Raw genomic sequence first — 21,034 nt, forward strand, 5'->3', positions numbered from 1 at the left:
CGGTGCCTCAGAGCAGGACCTTGTCCCCGTCCCAGACGGTCGCGCCGAAGATGTCGCCGTAGAGCCAGTTGCCCCGGGCCTCGGGGTCGGTGGAGGTGTAGTACTCCTTCCACGCCTGCACCAGCTCGTCGACCGTCAGGTACCCGTCGCCGTTGCGGTCGAGCTTCTCGAACGCGATGCGCACGTTCGCCGACGAGGTGCCGAACGCCCGGTGGTACGCGGCGAACTCGCCCGGCTGGACCTTGCCGTCGCCGGACTTGTCGCACAGGTCGAACAGGGCCTGGGCCAGCGGCCGGAAGCCCTCCTCGAAGTTGCCGTCCTCACCGGAGAACGCCCGCTTGAGGCCGGTGCGCCACTCCAGCGGCGTCACCTTGCCGTCGTTGTTGGAGTCCAGCTCCCTGGACAGGTGCTGCCAGAACGTGTCGAACGCGCTGAACAGCGCGATCGCCTTGGGCGAGCCGAACGGCTCGCCGAGCGCGGCGACCGTGCGGGCGGCCAGGGCGAGGGCGTCGGCGGGCTCCAGCACGCCGTTGCCGTTCTGGTCGCCGTGTCCGAAGCAGATGTCGAGCTTGCGGTCGAGCAGGTTCGCCACGTCGGAAGGGCTCACGGAAGAAACACCACCTAAGGCATCGAATGAAAGGGGGAAGGTGAAAGGTGAAGACCGGGCCGAAGAAGGCCGTGGCGCCGGGCGAGGAAGTCCCGGGCAGTGGCGCCGCAGCGCCTTCGCCAAAGTAGCGACGGGGACGACGCCCGCGCAAGTATCGTCACCCGGAAAGGATGTTTGCGAGCGGTGCGGAACGGGAATCACTCCCACAGTGGTCGTCGACGCCACTCCCCATCACCCGGCTGGCCGATAGTGGCGTTACCCCGACTCCGGTATCCGCGAGTACCGCGACGCCCCGGCGTCCGGGAACGGGTCGGGGAGCACCGCGTCCTGGTCCGCGTGGCCGGGGCTCGGCCGGTGGATGTGCGGCGATCGTGCGTTCGGGTGACAGCGGGTCCGGGGTGGTGACGGTGCGGGCGAATCCGGGCACACTGATTCGGTGCACGTGCATCCGCATGTGCGGTTGGGTTGGGTGTCGGTTGTGCCGGGGGAGAGGCGCGTGGCGGGCTGGACCGCTCCGCGCGGTGGAGGGCGGTCTCCGTGGACAGTATTGTCCACAGTGGACGCATTTGGGGTTCGCAACGGACGGTCCACTTGCGCCGGTCGTGCTCCGGGGCGGGGTGCCGTCCCGGTCATCGCTTGGTGGGAGTGGGGGCCCGCGTCTGGGCGGGGTGGCGGTGGTCGAGTCGCACCCGACCCGCGTCGGCGGAGCGCCGGGGCGTGGTCGCGGTGGGGGCGCGCGATTGACGCGCGGACCGGGTTCGGTGGAATGGCCGCCTGTCGTTCCCGGGGCGCACGAAAAGGGGTGAGGGCTCCGGTGGAGCCCTCACCCCTGAAAAAGAAATGGTTTCCGGGTTATCCTGCACCGCGATTTTCGTCATCGATCGGCGGTCGGAAAATCATTTTCCTGGTCCGCGTGGGGCGGGACCCCGGGGAAATACGACCGGAGGTCAGTCGCCGCACCAGCCCGGGCCCGCCTTGTCGGTGGAGACGTAGCCGCCGAGGTCGGTGCGGTAGCGGCCGTTGATGATGGCGTCGTACCAGAAGTTCGTGCAGGCGTTGAGGTAGCCGTAGTTGGCGTCACCGGTCGCTGCGGCGAAGAGCCTGGTCTGGCCGGTGGAGTTGACGTGGCCCTTCTGCCACGCTGCGGCGACGCTGGGCTGGAGCAGGGCTGTCGTCGGAGCCGGGGCGGCCGAGCCGGTGGCGGGGGCCAGGGCCAGTGCCGCGGCCACCGCGCCCGTGACGACGAAAAACTTCATTGTTCTCGTGGACATTCGACCAATTCTCCCGAGTGTGAATGGTGATGCGATCCGGTCGGCAAGACGGATCAGACGCTACGGGCAGCCCGCGAAGGGTGTCGATAGTCCTTTCGGTGACTGTCCGGGAAGCGGCGGACAGTCACCGAAATGGGCCAATCGGGTGGCGGGTGCGATCTGCTTTCCCGGAATTCCGGTGCGGGGGGATTTTGTTCGGCGGCGGTGACAAGAACCGCTCCCGCCGGGCCGGTTTCAGTCGTCACGCGGTGTGTCGGCGGGCTCGCTCAGGAGGTGGCGGAGGCCGGGGAGGACGGTGTCAAGGTCCTTCGTGGTGCGGAAGACCACGATGCCGCCCTCCGGTCCGGGGGACTGGCGGGCGGTGAACAGGTCGACCGTGGTGGCCATGGCGGCGTCGAACTCGGGTTCGGGGTGGTCGGTCTGGCCGCGCAGCCAGCGGCGCAGGACGTGGTTGTGGGCGGTGACCACGGCGGCGGCCATGAGTTCGGCCTTGAGGGCGCTCTCCTGACCGCCGCCCATCCAGGTGTGGATGAACTCGCGGAAGATGCGGTGGTACTGCTGCCCGCCCGCGATCTCCCGGGCGCGCAGGGCGGGGACGCTGCGGGTCAGCCGGTAGCGGGCACGGGCGAGGTCGCCCTCGGCGAGGTAGTGGCGCAGCGCCAGGCGGGAGGCCTCGGTGACCGCGACCAGCGCCGTCTCGTGGGTGGAGCCGTTGAGGCGGGCCTCGATCGCCCGGCGCAGCACGTCGTGGTCGGGGAAGATCACGTCTTCCTTGGAGCGGAACGTGCGGAAGAACGTGGTGCGGCCCACGCCCGCGCGGTCGGTGATGTCGTCCACGGTGGTCTGCTCGTAGCCGCGCTCCTCGAACAGCGCGAACGCGGCGTCGATCAGGCGGGCCCTGGTCGGCGTCACTGGCATCGGGGGCTCCTCGGCTCGGTTCGGGCTCACCCTAGGGCGTGCCGGGCGCCGCGCGGTCGGAGCTTCGTCTACCCTCGGGTACTGAGTACCGGCGATCGGGTATTCAGTACCAGCGGAGAGGGCGTCGCCATGCAGAAGGTCGGGGTCGTCGGGTGTGGCCTGATGGGGTCCGGAATCGCCGAGGTGTCGGCGCGGGCGGGGCTGGACGTGGTGGTGGTCGAGACCGGGCGGGCCGCGATCGACGCCGGGCGCGAGCGGCTGACCGCGTCGCTGGAGCGGGCCGAGCGCAAGGGGAAGGTCGCCAGTGCCGCCGAGGTGCTGGACCGGATCACCCTCACCGGCTCGCTGGAGGACCTGGCCGACCGCGACCTGGTGATCGAGGCCATCGTGGAGGACGAGGCGGCCAAGGTGGCGCTGTTCCGGCGGCTCGACGACGTCGTGGTCTCACCGGAGGCGCTGCTGGCCTCCAACACCTCGTCCATCCCGATCATGAAGATCGCCACCGCGACGAAGCGGCCCACCCACGTGCTGGGCATCCACTTCTTCAACCCGGTCCCGGTGCTGCCGCTGGTCGAGCTGGTGCCGAGCCTGCTCACCCTGGACGAGACCACCGACCGCGCCGCCGAGTTCGTCGGGACCGCGCTGGGCAAGCACGCGATCCGCAGCAAGGACCGGGCCGGGTTCGTGGTCAACGCGCTGCTGATCCCGTTCATCCTCGCCGCGATCCGGATGCTGGAGTCCGGCTTCGCCGAGCGCGACGACATCGACGAGGGCCTGGTGCGCGGCGCCGCGCACCCGCAGGGCCCGCTGGCGCTGGCCGACCTGATCGGGCTCGACACCACCAGGGCGGTCGCCGAGTCGCTGTACGAGGAGTTCAAGGAACCGCTCTACGCCCCGCCGCCGCTGCTGAACCGGATGGTCGACGCGGGCCTGCTCGGCCGCAAGACCGGCCGCGGCTTCTACACCTACGCCTGAGGAGGGCCGCGCCATGACCGGGTTCGACCTGTTCCGCACCACCGACGACCACGAGGCCCTGCGCGCGGTCGTGCGCGAGCTGGCCGAGGAGCGCATCGCCCCGCACGCCGCGGAGGTCGACGAGCGCGCCGAGTTCCCCAAGCACGCCTACGACGCCCTGGTGGCCTCGGACTTCCACGCCCCGCACGTGCCCGAGTCCCACGGCGGTACCGGGGCCGACGCGCTGGCCACCTGCATCGTGATCGAAGAGGTGGCGCGGGTGTGCGCGTCGTCCTCGCTGATCCCGGCGGTGAACAAGCTGGGCAGCCTGCCGTTGGTGCTGGCGGGGAGCGAGGAGGTCAAGCAGCGCTACCTCCCGCCGTTGGCCTCCGGGCAGGCCGCGTTCTCCTACGCCCTGTCCGAGCGGGAAGCAGGCTCCGACACCGCCTCCATGCGCTGCCGCGCCACCCCCGACGGCGACGGCTGGGTGCTCGACGGGCAGAAGTCCTGGATCAGCAACGCCGGGTTCTCCGAGTACTACACCGTCCTCGCCGTCACCGACCCCGACGGCCCGCGCGGCTCCAACATCAGCGCGTTCGTCGTGGAGAAGTCCGACCCCGGGTTCTCCTTCGGCGCCAAGGAGAAGAAGCTCGGCATCAAGGGATCGCCGACCCGCGAGCTGCTGTTCGACCGGGTCCGCATCCCCGGCGACCGCATCGTCGGCAAGCCCGGCGAGGGGCTCAAGATCGCCCTGCGCACCCTGGACCACACCCGGGTCACCATCGCCGCCCAGGCCGTCGGCATCGCCCAGGGCGCGCTGGACCACGCCCTGGCCTACGTGCGCGAGCGCCGCCAGTTCGGCAAGCGCATCGCCGACTTCCAGGGCATCCAGTTCATGCTGGCCGACATGGCGATGGCCGTGGAGACCGCCCGGCAGATGGTCTACGCCGCCGCCGCGAAGTCCGAGCGCGGCGACGCGGACCTGTCGTTCTTCGGCGCCGCCGCCAAGTGCCACGCCTCCGACGTCGCCATGCGCGTCACCACCGACGCCGTGCAGCTCCTCGGCGGCTACGGCTACACCCAGGACTTCCCGCTGGAACGCATGATGCGCGACGCCAAGATCACCCAGATCTACGAGGGCACCAACCAGATCCAGCGCGTGGTGATGGCCCGCCACCTGCTGAAGTGACCACTCGGAACTGAGTCGTCCCACCCAGACGCCGCCGTTCCCGGTTCACCGGGGGCGGCGGCGTCGCCCGTTCCCCCGCCTGTGACCGATCGCACCTCGTTTCACTTTTGGAAAAGTTGCACGGATGGAAACGAACGGCCACTGTGGAGGCATGACCGCCGAGCCGGGCCTGCGCGCCCGCAAGAAAGCGGCCACCCGGCTGGCCCTGGGCCACGCCGCGTGGTCGCTGATGCTGGAGCGCGGTCTGGACGCGGTCACCCCGGAGTCGGTCGCCGAGGCGGTCGGGGTGTCCTCGCGGACGTTCCGCAACTACTTCGGCAGCCGGGAGGAGGCGATCGTCGACGAGTGGTCGCGGCGGCACGCCTCGCTCGCCGACGCGGTGCGCGCCCGGCCCGCCGACGAACCGGTGTGGGACTCGCTGGTGGCGGTCCTGCCCCGGGCGCTGACCGACATCGTGGGGGAGCGGGCGGACTTCGCCGTGCTGCTGCGGGTGATCAGCGAGAGCCCGGCGATGCTGGCGCAGAACCTGCTCGCCCTCGACCGCACCGGTCAGTTGCTGGCGGAGGTGATCGCCGAGCGCACCGGCGCCGACGCCGACCGCGACCTGGCGCCGCGGCTGCTGGCGGGCTCGGTGCTCGCCGCGGTCAGCACGGCGGCGACCTTCTGGGTCACCGGCGGCGCGCGGACCGACCTGCCCGACCTGCTCCGCGAGTGCCTGGACCACCTGCGCGCGGGCCTGCCCACCGCCGACCTCGCACCCACCGCCTGACCCCACCGCTTGATTTCACTGCCTGATCTCACTGCCCGCCCCACTGCCCGGCCCCCAGGTCCCGCCCCGCACCCGGTCCCCACCGCGGGCGCGCACGCCTCGAACAGGAGAAACACCCCATGGCCACGTTCCTGTACCGGCTCGGCCGGTCCGCCTTCCGCCGCCGATGGTTGGTGACGGTGGCCTGGTTCGGCGTGCTGGCCGCGACCGTCCTCGCCGCGGTGGCCCTGGCCAAGCCGGCCTCCGGCACGTTCGAGATCCCCGGAACCCCGGCGCAGCAGGCGATCGACCTGCTCGGCGAGCGGTTCCCGGCCGTCTCCGCGGGCGGCGCCAGTGCCCGGGTCGTGTTCGCCGCACCCGAGGGGCGCACCCTCGCCGAGCCGGAGTACCGGGCGGCGGTGGAGCGCGCGATCACCGACATCGGCGGGGCCCCGCAGGTCGCGTCGGTCACCGACCCGTTCCAGACCGGGGCGGTGGACCCGACGACCGGCACCATCGGCTACGCGCAGGCCACCTACTCGGTGTCCTCCGCGCTGGTCACCGAGGAGGCCAGGGACGCGCTGATGACCGCCATCGAGCAGGCCCGCACGTCCGGCCTCACCGTCGAGGCGGGCGGGGACGCGTTGCAGGCGCCGGTGGAGACCGGGGTGGCCGAGGTGCTGGGCATCGCGGTCGCCGCGGTCGTGCTCGTGGTGACCTTCGGGTCGCTGGTGGCGGCCGGGCTGCCGCTGCTGACCGCGCTGCTGGGCATCGGCATCGGCGTCGGGCTGGTCACCGCCGCGGGCCACTTCTTCGACCTGTCCTCCTACACCCCGGTCCTGGCGCTGATGCTGGGGCTGGCGGTGGCCATCGACTACGCGCTGTTCATCGTCTCCCGGTACCGGCACGAGGTCGCGCTCGGCCGCGCCCCGGAGGAGGCCGCGGGCCGCGCGGTCGGCACCGCGGGCTCCGCCGTCGTGTTCGCCGGGCTGACCGTGGTGATCGCGCTGGCCGGGCTGGCGGTCATCGGCATCCCGTTCCTGAGCCAGATGGGGCTCGCCGCGGCGGGCACGGTCGCGATCTCCGTCCTCCTCGCGCTGACCCTGCTGCCCGCGCTGCTCGGCTTCGCGGGGCACCGCCTCCTGGGCCGCCGCGCCCGCGCCGCGCAGGCCGCCGGGCCCGACCAGGCCGCCGGGGCCGACCCGGCGGGCGAGCGGGCCAAGGCGCCGATGGGGGAGCGCTGGGTCGCGGCGATCGCGCGCAGGCCGGTGACCGTGCTGCTGACCTGCCTGGTCGCCCTCGGCGTCATCGCCATCCCCGCCCTCGACCTGCGGCTGGGGATGCCCAGCGAGGCGGTGGCCAGCCCGGACAGCACCCAGCGCAAGGCCTACGACCTGCTCGCGGGCGGCTTCGGCCCCGGCGTCAACGGCCCGCTGACCGTCGTCGTCGACACCGGGGGCGAGTCGGTCACCGCGGCGGCCGAGCAGGCCGCGCAGCGCATCGGCGGCCTTCCCGACGTGCTGGCGGTCGTCCCGGTCGCCACCAACCCCGAGGGCAACACCTCGATCCTCACCGTCGTCCCGGCCAGCGCCCCCAACGCCGCCGAGACCCAGGACCTGGTGCGCGCCATCCGCGCCCTCGACGGCACGATCCCCGGCGCGGGCATCGGCGTCACCGGCCTGACCGCGGTCAACATCGACATCTCCACCAAGCTCGACGCCGCCCTGGTGCCCTACGTCGCGGTGGTCGTCGGGCTGGCGTTCATCCTGCTGATGCTGGTGTTCCGCTCGCTGCTGGTGCCGCTCAAGGCCACCGCGGGCTTCCTGCTGAGCATCGCGGCCACCCTCGGCGCGGTCGTGGCCGTGTTCCAGTGGGGGTGGCTGGCAGGGGTGTTCGGGGTGGAGCAGCCCGCCCCGATCATCAGCTTCCTGCCCATCTTCCTGGTCGGCATCGTGTTCGGCCTGGCCATGGACTACCAGGTCTTCCTGGTCACCCGGATGCGCGAGGAGCACGTGCACGGCCGCGACGCGCGGACGGCGGTCACCGTCGGGTTCGCCCACGGCGCCAGGGTGGTGACGGCGGCGGCGCTCATCATGATCAGCGTGTTCGCCGGGTTCGTCTTCTCCCCGGAGTCGTTCATCAAGTCCATCGGCTTCGGCCTGGCCATCGCGGTGTTCTTCGACGCGATCGTGGTCCGGATGGTCGTGGTGCCCGCGCTGATGACGCTGTTCGGCCGCGCCGCCTGGTGGCTGCCGCGGTGGCTCGACCGGGTACTGCCCGATGTGGACGTCGAGGGGGAGAAGCTGGTGCAGCACCTGGACCACGGCGACGCGGGCTCCGCTCCCGAGGCCGAGAAGGTGCTGCGGTGAGCGCCGCCGAGCGCATCGTCCCCGGCCGGTTCGACGGCCACACGGTGATCGTGACCGGTGCCGCCTCCGGCATCGGCCGCGCCACGGCCGCCCGGGTCGCCAGGGAGGGTGGCCGGGTCGTGGCGGTCGACATCGCCGTCGCGGGCCTCGACGCGCTCGCCGCCGAGCTGCCGGACGCGGACCTGGTCACCGTCGCGGCCGACATCACCGAGCAGGCCGACGTCGAGCGGATCACCGCCGCGGCCGGGCCGCGCGTCGACGGCCTGGCCAACGTCGCCGGGGTGATGGACGACTTCTCCCCGGTGCACGAGGTGACCGACGAGGCATGGCGGCGCGTGTTCGCCGTCAATGTCGACGGGATGTTCCGGCTCACCCGGGCGGTCCTCCCGTCGATGCTGGCCGCCGGGCGCGGCTCGGTCGTCAACGTCGCCTCGGAGGCGGCGCTGCGCGGCTCCGCCGCCGGGGCCGCCTACACCGCCTCCAAGCACGCCGTCCTGGGCATCACCCGCAGTTCGGCGTTCATGTACGCCCCGAACGGCATCCGGGTCAACGCGGTGGCGCCGGGCGGCGTGGCCACCGGCATCACCATGAGCGCCACCCCGTCGCAGTTCGGCCTGGGGCGGATGGGCGCCTTCATGGGCCTCATCCCGCCGGTCGCCACCGCGGCGCAGCTCGCCGCGTCGATCACCTTCCTGCTCAGCGACGACGGCGCCAACGTCACCGGCGCCGTCCTCCCGTCCGACGGCGGCTGGTCCGTCCAGTAGGGAGCCCCTTGCGCTGTCCGTCGGCACGGACTAACGTACAACCATGTGGTTGTAGATCAGCTCGGGATTGACGGGCTCAGTGTCGACGAGGTGGACCGCGTGTTCCACGCCCTCGCCGACAGCACCCGCCGGGACATCATCGGCCGGGTGCTGCGCGCGGAGCAGTCGGTCTCGGAGCTGGCCCGGCGCTACGAGATGAGCTTCGCCGCGGTGCAGAAGCACGTCGCGGTGCTCGAACGGGCCGCGCTCGTGCGCAAGCAGCGGCGGGGGAGGGAGCAGATCGTGCACGGCAACGCCGACACCCTGCGCAAGGCAGCCCGCCTGCTCGACCGGTACGAGCAGCTCTGGCGCCACCGCGCCCAGGCCATTTCGGACATCCTGTCCGAGGACAGCGGCAAGAGCGAGAAGAGGACAGACAAGTGACCGTGACCAGCGTCCACAAGGACCCCGAGGCGTTGAGCATGACGTTCACCGCCGAGTTCCCCGCCCCCGTCGAGCGGGTGTGGCAGATCTGGGAGGACCCGCGCCGGCTCGAGCGCTGGTGGGGTCCGCCGACCTGGCCCGCCACCTTCGACGAGCACGACGTCACCGTGGGCGGCGGCTCCGCCTACTACATGACCGGCCCCGAGGGTGAGAAGGCCCGCGGCTGGTGGCGGTTCACCCTCGTCGAGGCCCCCAACCGCCTGGAGTTCGACGACGGCTTCGCCGACGACGACGGCAAGCAGTTGCCCGACCCCGCCCCGGTGCACTGCGTGGTCACCCTGGAGGCGACCGCCGAGGGCACCCGGATGGTCACCGCCAGCACCTTCTCCAGCGCCGAGCACCTGGAGCAGATGGTGAACATGGGCATGGAAGAGGGGATGCGCGAGGCCATGGGCCAGATCGACGCGATCCTCGCGGGGAGCTGAGCAAGTCCACAGCGGAGGGGCCCCGGCCGGGGCCCCTCCACCGCGTTCAGGACAGGCGCAGCACGCTGCCCTCGCCGTTGGCCGACAGATAGAGCGAACCGTCCGGTCCGACCGCGAGACCGGCGAACTGCCTCGGCGCACCGGGCATCCCGTGGCAGAACAGCGCCGGGTCCTCCCGCGTGACCCCGCCCGGCAGGCCGACCGCCAGGTCCTCCGCGTCCACCCGGCTTTCCCCGGTCACCAGGGAGATCGCGGTCAGCCGCCGGTGCTCGACCTCCACCACGAACACCTCATCACCGCGCACCGCCAACCCCTGCGGCGCACCAAGGCCCTCCGCGACGAGGACCGCCTTCCCGTCGTCGATCCTGAACACCGCGCCGCGCCGCTCATCGCTGACGTAGCAGCGTTCCTCGCCGTCCAGGGCGACGTCCACCGGCTGCGCCAAGCCCTCCACGAGCACGGTCACCGCGTCCTCGGCGTCGATGAGCAGGACCCGGCCCGCGCCCGACTCGGCGACCACGAGCACGCCGTCCGCGCGGACCGCGATCCCCATCGGGCGGGCCAGCCGCTCCGCCCGCACCCGCGTGGTCTTCGCCACCGGGTCGAAGGTCCGCACGTCGCCGTACTGCGAGGTCAGGTGCACCAGTCCGGCGCTGTCGGTGGTGATGCCGTGGGCGAAGATCAGCAGTTCCCGCGTGCTCACCCCGTCCGGCTCCGGGGTCGCCAGCCGGTAGTGGTCGGCGGCCAGCACGTTGCCGCCGAAGTCGACCGTCACGCCGAACGGGCCGTCGAGGCCCTGCGGCACGATCGGCCGGGTGCGGCCGTCCGGGTGCAGTTCGGCGACCCCGCCGCTGGCGAAGCTGGAGACGTACATCCGGTTCTCCGCGTCGAACGCCGCGTTGTCCAGCCCCACGACCCCGCTGGTGACCAGCGTCCGCTCCCCGCTGCCCAGGTCGATCCGGGTCACGATGCCCGCCACCCCCCGGGAGAGCACCACCAGGTTCCCGTCGAGGTCGAAGCGCACCGCGACGGGTTCGTGCACGTCCTCGGCGACCAGCTCGGCCGGGCCGCCGTCGGGGTGGGTGCGGAACACCTCGCCGGTCAGCATGTGCGGGTAGTACAGGTGCCCGTCCGGGCCGCGCTGCATCGCGTTGCCCATGGCCAGGCCCTCGGCGAGGACGACCGGGTCGCCGCCGCCGGGGAACAGCTCCAGCACGCGGCCGTCGAACTTCATCTCGTTGACGAACAGCCGGTCGCCGACGCAGGTGATCCCGTTGGGCACCTGCACCTGGTCCGACACCAGCGCGTACTCGCCCGCCGGGCTGCGCCGCCACACCCGGCCGGGGATCAGGTCGGTGATGTACATCGACCCGTCCGCGCCGAAGGCCAGGTCATCCGGTGCCTGCACCGGGCCGTCCACCGGCACCACCACCTCCACGTCCCCGGAGGCGAGGTCGACCGCGCTGATCTGCCCGGCGAGGAACTGCGCGACGTACAGCCGCCCGTCCGGGCCGAACGCCACCCCGTTCGACCCCCACAGCGGGCTCGGCGGGGTCAGCCGCCGCACGTCCCAGCGGGTGCTCGTCGGGTGCTCGCGCCCGGTGCCGTCGAACCGGTTGGGCCGCGTCACTTCGCCTCCACCAGCACGTCGTCCAGGCCGCCCTCGTCGCGCCAGCGCCGCAGCTCCGCGTGGAAGGCCACCGGCCCGTCGCCGTAGGACTCGCTGCGCGCCCTCGGCTGGCCCTCGTTGTTGTAGTAGCCGGGGGTGCACTCGGCCTGGAACCGGTGCTGGTCCGGCGCCTTCTCCCGGATCGTGGCCACCCAGGCGGCCTCCGCCTCGACGCTGGGCTCGACGTACCGGGCCCGGCGCTCCTCGGCCGCGGCGACCACCGCGGCCACGTGCGTGGCCTGCTCGTCGAGGATGTGCACGTAGTTCACCGAGCTGGCGTTCTGCAAGGGGCCCAGGTTGAACAGGTTCGGGAAGCCGTGGCTGCCGAACCCGTGCAGCGTCCTCGGCCCGGTGCCCCAGTGCTCGAACAGCGACTTCCCGCCCCGGCCGTGCACCGGCAGCAGCCCGGACAGGATGCCGGAGCGGCCCACCTCGAACCCGGTCGCGAAGATGATGCAGTCGACCGGGTACTCCACCCCGTCCACCACCACGGCCTTCTCCGTGACGCGCTCGACGCCCCCGTGGTCGGCGGTGTCGACCAGCGTCACGTCGGGCCGGTTGAACGCATCCAGGTAGTGGTCGCTGAACGTCGGCCGCTTGCACATGTAGCGGTACCAGGGCTTGAGCACCTCCGCCGTCCCCGGGTCCGCGACGGTGGACTCGACCCGCGAGCGGATCTCGTTCATCTTCTGGAAGTCGACGATCTCGTTGACGTACTCGCGCTCCTGCGGCGACAGGTCGGAGTAGGCGTTGCTGGGGATGAGGTTCTGCAACAGGCGGGCGCTGCCGGTCCACCCGTCGGCCACCAGGTCCCGCTCCACCTGCTCACCGCTCACGACGGTGAGGAAGTTCTCCATCCGCTCCCGCTGCCACCCCGGCGCCAGCGACGCGGCCCACTCCGGGTCGGTCCGCCGGTTGCCCCGCACGTCCACCGACGACGGCGTGCGCTGGAACACGTACAGGTGCTCGGCGTCGCGCGCCAGGTGCGGCACCACCTGGATGGCGGTCGCCCCCGTGCCGATCAGCGCGACCCGCTTGTCCGCCAACCTGTCCAGCCCGCCGTCGGCGCTGCCACCGGTGTAGTCGTAGTCCCAGCGGCTGGTGTGGAAGGTGTGACCCTGGAACGACTCGATGCCGGGGATGCCGGGCAGCTTCGGCCTGCTCAGCGTTCCGGTCGACGTGATCACGTAGCGCGCCCGCACCCGGTCGCCCCGGTCGGTCTTCACCACCCACTCCGAGGTGTCGTCGTCCCAGCGCAGCGCGGTCACCTTCGTCTGGAAGCAGGCGTCGCGGTAGAGGTCGAAGTGCCTGCCGATCGCGCGGGCGTGCTGCCGGATCTCCTCGCCGGGGGAGTACTTCCACTCCGGGACGTAGCCGATCTCCTCCAGCAGCGGCAGGTAGACGTAGGACTCGATGTCGCAGTGGATGCCGGGGTAGCGGTTCCAGTACCAGGTCCCGCCGAAGTCGCTGCCCTCCTCGATCACCCGGATGCCCGCCACCCCCGCCTGCCGCAGCCGGGCCCCCGCGAGCAACCCGCCGAACCCGCCGCCGACGAGCACCACCTCGACCCGGTCGGTCAGCGGTCCCCGGTCGCGCTCAGTCTCCGCGTAGGGGTCGTCGGCGTAGTAGCCGAAGTCACCGTCGGCGGAGCGGTACTGCGCGTTCCCGTCGGGCCGGACCCGGCGGTCCCGCTCCGCCCGGTACCGCGCGCGCAGCTCGTCGGGGTCGAAGCCCAGGTCGTCCGGGACCAGGTGATCAGGGGGCGTGGGCATGCGGGCCTCTCTGCTGTGGGGACCGGGGTGTCGGCGGGCGCGCCGCGCGCGAACACCGGGTGTCCGCGCGGACGCGCTCCGCAACCAGTCAAGCGGCACCGAACTACGTAAGTCAAGTGACTGAATTACACCGTACCGGTTCCCGCGAGCACCCCACCGCCCGCTCGCTCAGTGCAGGTGCGCCCGGAAGTACCCCTCGATCCGCGCCCACGCGTCGGCCGCCGCAGCCGGGTGCGGCCCGATGCCCGCGACCCGCCACAGGGGGCGCAACCAGCCGGGGCCGACCTCGTCGTCGTTGAGGAAGGCGTGGTTGGCCTCCGGGTACTCCTTGACGTCGTGCTCGACGCCGAGGGTGGTCAGGGCGGTGTCGAGCTGGGCCGCCGCCCCGCGCAGGGTGAGGTCGCGCCCGCCGAAGCTGCCGACGATCGGGCAGGCCCCCGCCAAGGTCGTCAGGGGATCGGGAGGCAGGTGGGCGTAGTTGACGGCGGCAGCCGCGTAGTCGCCGGAGGCTGCGGTCATCAGCGCGAAGCCGCCGCCCAGGCAGAAGCCGATGATGCCGGTCTTGCCGGTGCAGCCGGGCAGGGCGAGCAGGTGGTCGCGGGCGGCGGCGATGTCGGCGTAGGCGCGGCCCTTGCCGGTCATCGACGCCCGCATGGTCGACACCAGGCAGCGGGCGGCACCACCCTGGCTGAACAGGTCGACGGCGAGGGCCAGGTAACCCAGGTCGGCGAGCCGGTCGGCCTGCCTGCGCACGACGTCGTTCATCCCGAAGACCTCGTGCAGCACCACGACCCCCGGCCACGGTCCTTCACCCGAGGGGGTGGCGAGGTAGCCGCGCAACGGCTGCGAACCCGCCCTGGCGGCGGCGGGGGAACTCAGGTCGACTTCGGGCACGGTGTCCTCCACGGTCTCGGCAGTGGTCGGCACGGTAGACCGAACCGGGCCGCGAAGTCGTCCCACCGCACCTACGATGGCGGCTGTGAAGCGCCTCGACCCACGCGGTGTCCCGGACACCCCGACCTACCCCGAGGTCGGGGCGACGGCGGGGGAGCCGCCCGCCGGGTACCGGGTGGTCGAGGTGAGCAGGCGCCTGCCTACCGGGGTGGACTTCTCGGCGGCGGTCGAGGACCTGATGCGGTGGCGCGTGCACGAACGCGCGGGTTTTCGGGTGGCCGCTTCGACGGAGTCGGCTGTCGCCGGTTCGGTGGTGGTGTTGCGGTTGGGGCTCGTGCTGCGGATTCCCTGTCAGGTGATCTACGTCGTGGACGAGCCGGATCGGCGGGGGTTCGCCTACGGGACGTTGCCGGGCAATCCGGTCAGCGGTGAGGAGGTGTTCCTCCTGCACCGTGGCGCCGATGGTCGGGTGACTTTCCGGATCACGGCTTTCTCTCGGCCCGCTTCGGTGCTGTCGCGTGCCTCCGGGGCGGTGGGACATGGGTTCCAGGACTTCATGACCAGGCGGTACCTCAAGGGGGTTTGACCGCGTCAGAGGAGTTGGGCGAGGTCGAGCAGTTCGCCGTACCAGTCGGCGGAGTGGTTCAGGAGGGCGGCGGCCTCCGCAGGTGGGCAGGCGCGGACCTCGACCACCTGCTCCCCATCGGGTGGGTTGGTCGGGGTGGAGTCGAGGACCACGTCGGCGACGCACCAGAGCCAGGCGGACTCCGGGTGCGGCAGGTGGGGTCGGTAGGGGCGTGGGCGGTCGGTCACCGCGTGGTGGGAGCCGAGCGCGCGCAGGGGACTGATGATGCGGGCGCCCGCTTCCTCCAGCACCTCCCGGTCGGCGCAGTCCTCGATGGACTCGTCCGGTTCGCGGGTGCCGCCGGGGAGGAACCAGTGGTCGTTCCCGTCGCGGCAGATCACGACCCGGTCGCCGACCCGGCCCACCAGGTGCACGTTCGTCACCGCGTCGGGGTCCGGTGGGACGGTGCTGAACCGGGCGTCGATGCCGCCCCAGTCCCAGCGCTGCGGGGCGAACAGCCGGGGCAGGGCCGCCGCCCAGTCGGTGACCACGATCGGCTCCCGGTGGTGGTCCCGGTCGGCCGGGCACTCCCACAGCGCGTTGCCGTCCACCAGCCGGGCCGACAGCGGGTGCTGGTGCCCGGGGCACCCGGGCAAGGCGGCCCCGAACAGTTCCGCCACGTGCTCGACGGCCCGGTCCTGGAGCTGATCGGCCATCCGCACCGTTCCCCCGGCCCGGCCGATGCCCAGCGGGAAGAAGACCGGCATGGGGGTCTCGCCACCGAACTCCACGACCAACCCGTCCGAGTCGTGCGGCCGCACGTCCAAGACCCGCCACGCGGGACCGTGGAGACCGAGCCGAGCCAACACCTGCTCTGCCGCGGACCTCGCGTAGTCGACATCTCCGGGATCAGTCACGCGCCCACTATCCCGCAAGGGCACTCCCGGGCGCCGGTGGTTATCGTGGACCGACTGGTGACCAGCGCTTTCTCCGGAGAAACCCACCCCCGGCACAGCCCCGCCGCCGATCCGATGGGAGCACGCATGTCGACCACCCCGGTGCGCAACTGGGCGGGCAACGTCACCTATGGCGCCACCCGGCTGCACCGCCCGAGGAGCCTCGACGAGCTGCGCGCCCTCGTCGCAGGCGCCGACCGCATCCGGGCCGTGGGCAGCGGGCACTCGTTCAACGGCGTCGCCGACACCACCGGTGAACTGGTCTCCCTCGACCGGCTGCCCGCCACCTTCGAGGTCGACCGGGACGCCGGGGCGGTGACCGTGGCCGCGGGCATGACCTACGGGGAGGTCGTGGTCGCCCTGCACGACGCGGGCCTGGCCCTGGGCACCCTGGCGTCGCTGCCGCACATCTCGGTCGCCGGGTCCTGCGCCACCGGCACCCACGGCTCCGGCGACACCGAGCGCTGCCTGGCCGCCGCGGTCCGCGCCCTGCGCCTGGTCGGCCCGGACGGCGACGTGGTCGACCTCGACGGAGACACCCTGCCCGGGGCGGTCGTCGCGCTCGGCGGCCTCGGCGTGGTCACCCACCTCACCCTGGGCGTGGAGCCCGCGTACGACATGCGCCAGTCCGTCCGGCTGGGGGTGCCGCTGGGCAAGGTGGCGGGCGCGGTGGACGAGGTGTTCGGCGCGGGCCACAGCGTCAGCGTCTTCACCGATTGGCGCTCCGGCACCGGCTCGGTCTTCCTCAAGCAGCGCGTGGACCGGGAGGCGAGCGGCTGGGCGGGCGGCAGGCCCGCCGCGGAGCTGGTCCACCCCGTCCCCGGCATGTCGACCGACTCCAGCACCGCCCAGCTCGACGTGGTCGGCCCCTGGTTCGAGCGGCTGCCCCACTTCCGCGCGGACCGGCTCCCGAGCAGCGCGGGCAACGAGTTGCAGTCGGAGCTGTACCTGCCCAGGTCCCAGGCCCCGGCGGCCTTCGCCGCCCTGCGCGAGCTGGGTGAGCTGATGGCCCCGGTCCTCCAGGTCGCCGAGGTCCGCACCGTCGCCGCCGACGACCTGTGGCTCAGCCCCGCCCACCACCGCGACTCGGTGACGATCCACTTCACCTGGGTCCTGGACCCCGCCGCGGTCTTGCCGGTCATCGCCGCCGTCGAACGGCGCCTGCACCCCTTGGGCGCCCGCCCGCACTGGGGCAAGCTGACCACCCTGCCCCCGGCGGAGGTCACCGCCGCCTACGACCGCGCCGCCGACTTCACCCGCCTGCGGTCCACATTGGACCCGACGGGAAAGTTCACCAACGCCCTGCTCGACGCCCACTTCCCGCCCCGCTGACCCTGTCCGGCGCCTCCCCGGCTCGGACGTCGGTGTCGTGGCGGGGCAGCAGGAACGGTGTCCCGAGGATGAGGACACCGGCGGCGGCGATCGCGATCCGGGGGCTGGTGACGCCCGCCAGCAGGCCCCACAGCGCGGTCGTGGCCGCCGTGGTGGCCTTGCTGGTGACCGACCACGCGGTCAGGGTGCGCACGACCCGGTCCGTGGCGGTGTGGTGCAGCCGGTACGTGGCGAACACCGGGTTGAACACGCCGAAGCAGGTGATCATCGCCAGTTCCACGGCCACCACCAGGAGCAGACCGGTGGGGCCGGGGTGGACGAAGGCGAGCCCGAGCAGCCAGCACGGGCGCAGCACCCCGACGGTCAGCATGACCCGGTACCGCCCGAAGCGGGTGACCAGACCGCGCGACAGGCGGGCGCCGAGGAGGCCGCCGACGCACGGGACGCCGAAGGCCAGGCCGTACTGCCACGGGGTGAACCCCAGGTCGGCGAGCATGAGGACGGCGAGCGGGGGCGCGGTTGCCATGATCAGGCTGTTGACCAGGACCGTGTTCAGGAACAGCGGGCGCAGGGTGGGGTGGGTCAGGATGTGCCGCCACCCCTCGACCACGTCGTGGAGGCGCGGTCGGTGCGTGCCGGTGCGCTCGGGCGGCTCCTCGGTGCCGCCGATCGCGCGGAGGCCCGCCGCCGAGAGCAGGTAGCTGATCGCGTTGACGACCACCGTCGTGACCGGGCCGAACAGGCCGATCAGGACCCCGCCGAGCGGTGGTCCGAGCGCGGTGGTGGTCCAGGCCGTCGACTCGAACCGCCCATTGGCGACGAGCAGGTCCCCGGGGGCCACCAGCGCCTTCAGGTGGGCGCCGCTCGCCGCGGTGAAGGTGATGTCGGCTGTGGCGACGACGGCGGAGACGGCCAGCAGTTGCGCGAAGGTCAGCCACCCGGCGGCGAAGGCGGCCGGGACGCTGAGCACCGCAGCGCACCGGACCAGGTCCATCGCCACCATCACCGGCCGCTTGCGGCGGAACTCCACCCACGGCCCGAGCGGCACCGCGACCACCGCCCCCGCCGCGAGCCCCACCGCCGCCAGCATCGACACCGCGGTCGGCCCCGCGTCCAGCACGCGGATGGCGATCAGGGCGAACGCGTCGAAGGCGAGCCACGTGCCGACCGCGCTGGTCGCGTACGCCGCCCACAACCACCGGAACTGCCGCCCCAGCGCCACCCCGCTCAGCCCCGACCGGTCGGGAGGGCGCACGCCGGGCGGGCCCCGGGTGTCGACTCGAACCGGTGTGCGGCGGGCAGGTCGGCCCCCGGGGCCGGGCACGCCTCCGGGGCGGCCGGGTCCGGCCCGCGGGCCGGGGCGGTGGCGCTGGTCAAGGACGTCCTCCCGGGGCTTGGCGGAGGCGCCAGACTAGTGGGTGGCCGGGGCGGCGATCGCCACCTCGTCACCGCCGGTGGCGGCCGGGTCCGTCACCACCCCCAGCGGTGGCGGACCCGGCCCGCCCGTCATCCCCTCGGTTCCTCCCGCAGCGGCTTCACCGAGGCCGGGAGGGCTGAGGTCGTGGTGTCCACATAGGTCACGTCGAACGTTCCGGAGTAGGCCAGCACCAGCCCGCGCAGCGGGTTGGTGACCCGGACCGCGATCCGGAACCGGCCCAGCTCGTCGTCGAAGCTCTCCCGCACGTCGGCCGCGCCGGTCAGGGCGGTGGGCCAGCGGACGTCGAGCCGCAGGCCGCGCACCCGCTGCTCCCCGGAGCGGATGCGCAGCTCGCCGCGCTCGCCCACCTCGGGCCGCAGGTCGACGGCGACGTGCTGGTGGGTGCCCAGGTAGTCCACGACGCAGCCGCGCTCGTCGTTGTAGACCATGGTCGCGTCGAAGCGCCTGCGCCGGTGCGGGAACTCGAAGGTGCGCACGAAGGTCAGCGTGTCCCGCCCGTACCGGTCCAGGTAGGCGTGGTTCTCGATGGTGAAGGGGATGTCGGTGCCCTGCTCCGGGAACAGGATGTTCCTGCTCGCACCGAGCGCCAACAGCGGCCGCGCGATCCCCGCCCTCGGCCAGATCCGCCGCATGACCCCGGTGCCGACGCAGCCGCGCCCGTCGCCCGCGGCGAAGCCGAACCGCTCGCGCAGCCTCGGGTGCAGGCGGTCGAAGTCCCCGCCCAGGGCGCGCCGGAAGATCGAGGTCATCGCTGCTCCAGGCGGGCGAGGGTGGCGGGGGCGGTCGCGGAGAACCGGTCCGGTGGCGTTCGCAGGCACCGCCGCGCCGCCGGGGTGCCCGGTGACGGCGGGATCAGCGCGACCGCGACCCCGGCGACGAGCGCCGCGGGCGGGCTGAACCCGGCGACCGCCGCGGTGGCGGCCAGGCGCCAGGCCACGTCCAGGGCGGTGGTGCGCAGCGACGCCTCCGGGGTGGTGCCGCGCTCGGCCCAGAGCCGCAGCCGGTCGAACGACCACGCCGTGCCCCACCCCATCAGCGGCCGGAACACCCGGTCGACCACCCGGTGCCGGGGCGTGTAGTCGTAGCCGGTCAGGAACCGCACACCCCCACCGGACGGCACGTACCGCCAGTAGCCCGCCCCCGCCACGATCGGCGACAACGGGTGCCCCGACGAGAACCGCAACGCTGATGTGCGCGTGCCGTCCGGCCTGGTCCGCTCGCCCACCGTCGTGCCGGTACCGCCGATCCGCAGCCCCGGCAGCACGCGCGTGGCGTACCGGAACCGCTGCGGCTCGGTGCCCGGAACGGGGTCGATGGTGGTGAACCGCAGATCCCACCGCTGGTGCAGCCGGGGGTCCCGGGTCAGCTCCCACACCCGGTCCAGATCAGCTCTGACCAGCGTCTCCACGTACAAGCCCCGCATGGCGCCCCCAGGTTTGAGCAGTCGCTCAACAGCTCGGGCACGACCATAGCCCATTGTTGAGCGACTGCTCAAGAGTGGTGTGCCACAGCGCTCAGCGCCGGTGCTCCGGGTTTCGCCCGCCGCCCGGGGGGAACCACTTCCAGTCTTGAGTGGACCCGACAACGGGAGGAACCAGATGCGCGCGACCTTGATCTACGGAGCCGGTGACGTGCGGGTGGAGGACGTGCCGGACCCCCGGCTGCACGAGCCCACCGACGCGGTGGTGCGGGTGCTGCGGTCGTGCGTCTGCGGCAGCGACCTGTGGCCCTACGGCGCCAAGAAGGACGCGACCGAGGGCGACCGCATCGGCCACGAGTTCCTCGGCGTGGTCGAGGAGGTCGGCTCGGAGGTGTCCGGGCTGGTCGGGGGCGACGTGGTCGTCGCGCCGTTCGTCTGGGCGGACAACACCTGCGACTTCTGCACCGAGGGGTTGCAGACCTCGTGCAGGCACGGCGGCCAGTGGGGCGCCCCCGGGGTCGACGGCGGGCAGGGCGAAGCGGTGCGGGTGCCGCAGGCGCAGGGCACCCTGGTGAAGCTCCCCGTCGGCGAGGACTCGACGCTGCTGCCGTCGCTGCTGACGCTGTCGGACGTGTTCCCCACCGGGCACCACTGCGCGGTGACCGCCCGGGTGGGGCCGCGCACCACCGTGACCGTGATCGGTGACGGCGCGGTCGGGCTGTCAGCGGTGCTGGCGGCCAAGCGGCTCGGCGCCGAGCGGATCATCCTGATGGGGCGGCACACCGACCGCACCGACCTGGGCCGCGAGTTCGGGGCCACCGACGTCGTCGCCGAGCGCGGCGCGGAGGGTGTCGAGAAGGTCGGGGAACTGACCGGCGGCGACGGCACCCACGCGGTGCTGGAGTGCGTCGGCCTCAAGCCCGCCCTGGAGACCGCGTTCGGCGTGGTGCGCGCAGGCGGCGTGGTCAGCCGGGTCGGGGCGCCGCAGTACTCCGACGTGCCGATGGACGGGGGCCTGTTCATGCGCAACATCACCCTGACCGGCGGCGTCGCCCCCGCCCGCGCCTACATCGAGGAACTGCTCCCCGACATCCTCGACGGCAGGGTCGAACCGGGCCGCGTCTTCGACCGCACGGTGGGCCTGGACGAGGTGCCGGACGGCTACCGGGCTATGGCCGACCGCAAGGCGCTCAAGGTGCTGATCCGCCCCTGACCGCGTTTCCACCGGGCCGATGATTCGCGGCCGGTGGAGGAGTCTCA

Annotated in this window: 20 protein-coding genes; 10 read left to right on the forward strand and 10 right to left on the reverse strand. The window is 72.6% G+C overall.

The window, feature by feature from the left end; all coding sequences use genetic code 11:
- Nucleotides 1-7: 7 nt before the first annotated feature.
- From DFQ13_RS01445 to DFQ13_RS01455, 3 genes are all read right to left on the reverse strand, one after another.
- Nucleotides 8-607, reverse strand: a complete 600-nt coding sequence (locus tag DFQ13_RS01445; RefSeq protein WP_161784477.1) for an EF-hand domain-containing protein — start codon at nucleotides 605-607, stop codon at nucleotides 8-10.
- Nucleotides 608-1,554: 947 nt separating this feature from the next.
- Nucleotides 1,555-1,878 (reverse strand): hypothetical protein, encoded by a 324-nt coding sequence (locus DFQ13_RS01450; protein ID WP_146241018.1) that lies wholly within the window; start codon nucleotides 1,876-1,878, stop codon nucleotides 1,555-1,557.
- A gap of 234 nt (nucleotides 1,879-2,112) precedes the next feature.
- Complete coding sequence (locus DFQ13_RS01455; RefSeq protein ID WP_110078514.1) at nucleotides 2,113-2,796, reverse strand: TetR/AcrR family transcriptional regulator; 684 nt, start codon at nucleotides 2,794-2,796, stop codon at nucleotides 2,113-2,115.
- Between the two features lie 129 nt (nucleotides 2,797-2,925).
- Between DFQ13_RS01455 and DFQ13_RS01460 the strand changes: the two genes are divergently transcribed.
- From DFQ13_RS01460 to DFQ13_RS01490, 7 genes are all read left to right on the forward strand, one after another.
- On the forward strand, nucleotides 2,926-3,771 hold the full coding sequence (locus DFQ13_RS01460; protein WP_110078515.1) for a 3-hydroxybutyryl-CoA dehydrogenase: 846 nt from the start codon (nucleotides 2,926-2,928) through the stop codon (nucleotides 3,769-3,771).
- Between the two features lie 13 nt (nucleotides 3,772-3,784).
- A complete protein-coding gene (locus tag DFQ13_RS01465; protein WP_110078516.1) occupies nucleotides 3,785-4,939 on the forward strand; it encodes an acyl-CoA dehydrogenase family protein in 1,155 nt (384 codons plus the stop codon).
- 151 nt (nucleotides 4,940-5,090) lie between these two features.
- The gene (locus DFQ13_RS01470) at nucleotides 5,091-5,708 is read left to right on the forward strand and encodes a TetR/AcrR family transcriptional regulator (protein WP_110078517.1); all 618 of its coding nucleotides are present in this window, start codon (nucleotides 5,091-5,093) and stop codon (nucleotides 5,706-5,708) included.
- Nucleotides 5,709-5,827: 119 nt separating this feature from the next.
- Complete coding sequence (locus DFQ13_RS01475; protein ID WP_110078518.1) at nucleotides 5,828-8,056, forward strand: MMPL family transporter; 2,229 nt, start codon at nucleotides 5,828-5,830, stop codon at nucleotides 8,054-8,056.
- Nucleotides 8,053-8,820, forward strand: coding sequence for an SDR family NAD(P)-dependent oxidoreductase (locus DFQ13_RS01480; RefSeq protein WP_181399833.1), 768 nt, complete (start codon nucleotides 8,053-8,055; stop codon nucleotides 8,818-8,820). The genes DFQ13_RS01475 and DFQ13_RS01480 overlap by 4 nt, the downstream gene beginning before the upstream one ends.
- 90 nt (nucleotides 8,821-8,910) lie before the next feature.
- Entirely contained in the window at nucleotides 8,911-9,243 is a 333-nt protein-coding gene (locus DFQ13_RS01485) for an ArsR/SmtB family transcription factor (RefSeq protein ID WP_233427710.1), read from the forward strand.
- Entirely contained in the window at nucleotides 9,240-9,728 is a 489-nt protein-coding gene (locus DFQ13_RS01490; protein WP_110078519.1) for an SRPBCC family protein, read from the forward strand. Before DFQ13_RS01485 ends, DFQ13_RS01490 begins: the two co-directional genes overlap by 4 nt.
- 46 nt (nucleotides 9,729-9,774) lie before the next feature.
- On the opposite strand, the gene DFQ13_RS33470 is transcribed toward DFQ13_RS01490, so the two are convergent.
- The 3 genes from DFQ13_RS33470 to DFQ13_RS01505 all read right to left on the reverse strand — a co-directional run bounded on the left by DFQ13_RS33470 (nucleotide 9,775) and on the right by DFQ13_RS01505 (nucleotide 14,063).
- A complete protein-coding gene (locus tag DFQ13_RS33470) occupies nucleotides 9,775-11,358 on the reverse strand; it encodes an NHL repeat-containing protein (protein ID WP_181399787.1) in 1,584 nt (527 codons plus the stop codon).
- Nucleotides 11,355-13,169 (reverse strand): flavin-containing monooxygenase, encoded by a 1,815-nt coding sequence (locus tag DFQ13_RS01500; RefSeq protein ID WP_110078520.1) that lies wholly within the window; start codon nucleotides 13,167-13,169, stop codon nucleotides 11,355-11,357. Before DFQ13_RS01500 ends, DFQ13_RS33470 begins: the two co-directional genes overlap by 4 nt.
- A gap of 168 nt (nucleotides 13,170-13,337) precedes the next feature.
- A complete protein-coding gene (locus tag DFQ13_RS01505; RefSeq protein ID WP_110078796.1) occupies nucleotides 13,338-14,063 on the reverse strand; it encodes a dienelactone hydrolase family protein in 726 nt (241 codons plus the stop codon).
- An 85-nt stretch (nucleotides 14,064-14,148) separates the two neighbouring features.
- Here DFQ13_RS01505 and DFQ13_RS01510 point away from each other — a divergent pair, with 85 nt between their 5' ends.
- Nucleotides 14,149-14,649, forward strand: a complete 501-nt coding sequence (locus DFQ13_RS01510; RefSeq protein WP_233438214.1) for a DUF1990 domain-containing protein — start codon at nucleotides 14,149-14,151, stop codon at nucleotides 14,647-14,649.
- 5 nt (nucleotides 14,650-14,654) lie between these two features.
- On the opposite strand, the gene DFQ13_RS01515 is transcribed toward DFQ13_RS01510, so the two are convergent.
- Nucleotides 14,655-15,545: an NUDIX domain-containing protein gene (locus tag DFQ13_RS01515; RefSeq protein ID WP_233438215.1), complete on the reverse strand. Its 891-nt coding sequence runs from the start codon at nucleotides 15,543-15,545 to the stop codon at nucleotides 14,655-14,657.
- A gap of 126 nt (nucleotides 15,546-15,671) precedes the next feature.
- On the opposite strand from DFQ13_RS01515, the gene DFQ13_RS01520 reads away from it, so the two are divergent.
- On the forward strand, nucleotides 15,672-16,916 hold the full coding sequence (locus tag DFQ13_RS01520; protein WP_110078522.1) for an FAD-binding protein: 1,245 nt from the start codon (nucleotides 15,672-15,674) through the stop codon (nucleotides 16,914-16,916).
- Here DFQ13_RS01520 and DFQ13_RS01525 read toward each other — a convergent pair.
- The 3 genes from DFQ13_RS01525 to DFQ13_RS01535 form a co-directional block, all read right to left on the reverse strand.
- Nucleotides 16,876-18,171 carry an MFS transporter gene (locus DFQ13_RS01525; protein ID WP_233438216.1) on the reverse strand — a complete coding sequence of 432 codons (1,296 nt, stop codon included), beginning with the start codon at nucleotides 18,169-18,171 and terminating at the stop codon, nucleotides 16,876-16,878. The genes DFQ13_RS01520 and DFQ13_RS01525 overlap by 41 nt on opposite strands.
- 251 nt (nucleotides 18,172-18,422) lie before the next feature.
- A complete protein-coding gene (locus DFQ13_RS01530) occupies nucleotides 18,423-19,103 on the reverse strand; it encodes a DUF4166 domain-containing protein (protein WP_110078523.1) in 681 nt (226 codons plus the stop codon).
- Nucleotides 19,100-19,777 carry an SRPBCC family protein gene (locus DFQ13_RS01535; RefSeq protein WP_035283952.1) on the reverse strand — a complete coding sequence of 226 codons (678 nt, stop codon included), beginning with the start codon at nucleotides 19,775-19,777 and terminating at the stop codon, nucleotides 19,100-19,102. The genes DFQ13_RS01530 and DFQ13_RS01535 overlap by 4 nt, the downstream gene beginning before the upstream one ends.
- A 175-nt stretch (nucleotides 19,778-19,952) precedes the next feature.
- On the opposite strand from DFQ13_RS01535, the gene DFQ13_RS01540 reads away from it, so the two are divergent.
- Entirely contained in the window at nucleotides 19,953-20,987 is a 1,035-nt protein-coding gene (locus tag DFQ13_RS01540; RefSeq protein WP_181399788.1) for a zinc-binding dehydrogenase, read from the forward strand.
- The last annotated feature ends 47 nt before the right edge of the window (nucleotides 20,988-21,034 follow it).

Source organism: Actinokineospora spheciospongiae (assembly GCF_003182415.1).
GTDB lineage: Bacteria > Actinomycetota > Actinomycetes > Mycobacteriales > Pseudonocardiaceae > Actinokineospora > Actinokineospora spheciospongiae.